The following is a 432-nucleotide window of genomic DNA, read 5'->3' as shown; positions in this document are numbered from 1 at the left end:
AGAAAATGTAAGGGAAGTTATCGCTCCTGAACTTATAGGTCTTCCTGTTTTTGACCAAAACTTGATAGACCAAGTGATGATAGATTTAGACAGCACTGCTAATAAAGGTAAACTAGGCGCTAATGCTATACTAGGAGTTTCTCTTGCAGCTGCAAAAGCTGCCGCTACCGAGCTTAGAATGCCTCTTTATAAATATATTGGTGGTGTAAACGCAAATACACTACCTGTTCCTATGATGAATGTTATCAATGGGGGTTCTCACTCTGACGCTCCTATTGCATTCCAAGAGTTTATGATTATGCCTGTAAAAGCAAATTCTTTCTCTCACGCTCTAAGAAAAGGAACTGAAATATTCCATAGCTTAAAATCTATCCTTAAAGGAAGAGGATTATCTACAGCAGTAGGAGACGAAGGTGGTTTTGCACCTACATT

At 38.9% G+C, this 432-nt stretch carries 1 pseudogene; it reads left to right on the top strand.

The window, feature by feature from the left end:
• A pseudogene (gene eno / locus F1003_RS15520) lies at positions 1 to 432 on the top strand (phosphopyruvate hydratase); the annotation flags it as partial.

The sequence above is a fragment of the Winogradskyella ouciana genome, from assembly GCF_009709615.1.
Taxonomy (GTDB): domain Bacteria; phylum Bacteroidota; class Bacteroidia; order Flavobacteriales; family Flavobacteriaceae; genus Winogradskyella; species Winogradskyella ouciana.
Note: the sequence above shows the minus strand (reverse complement) of the source record. Positions and strands in the feature narration are given on the sequence as shown.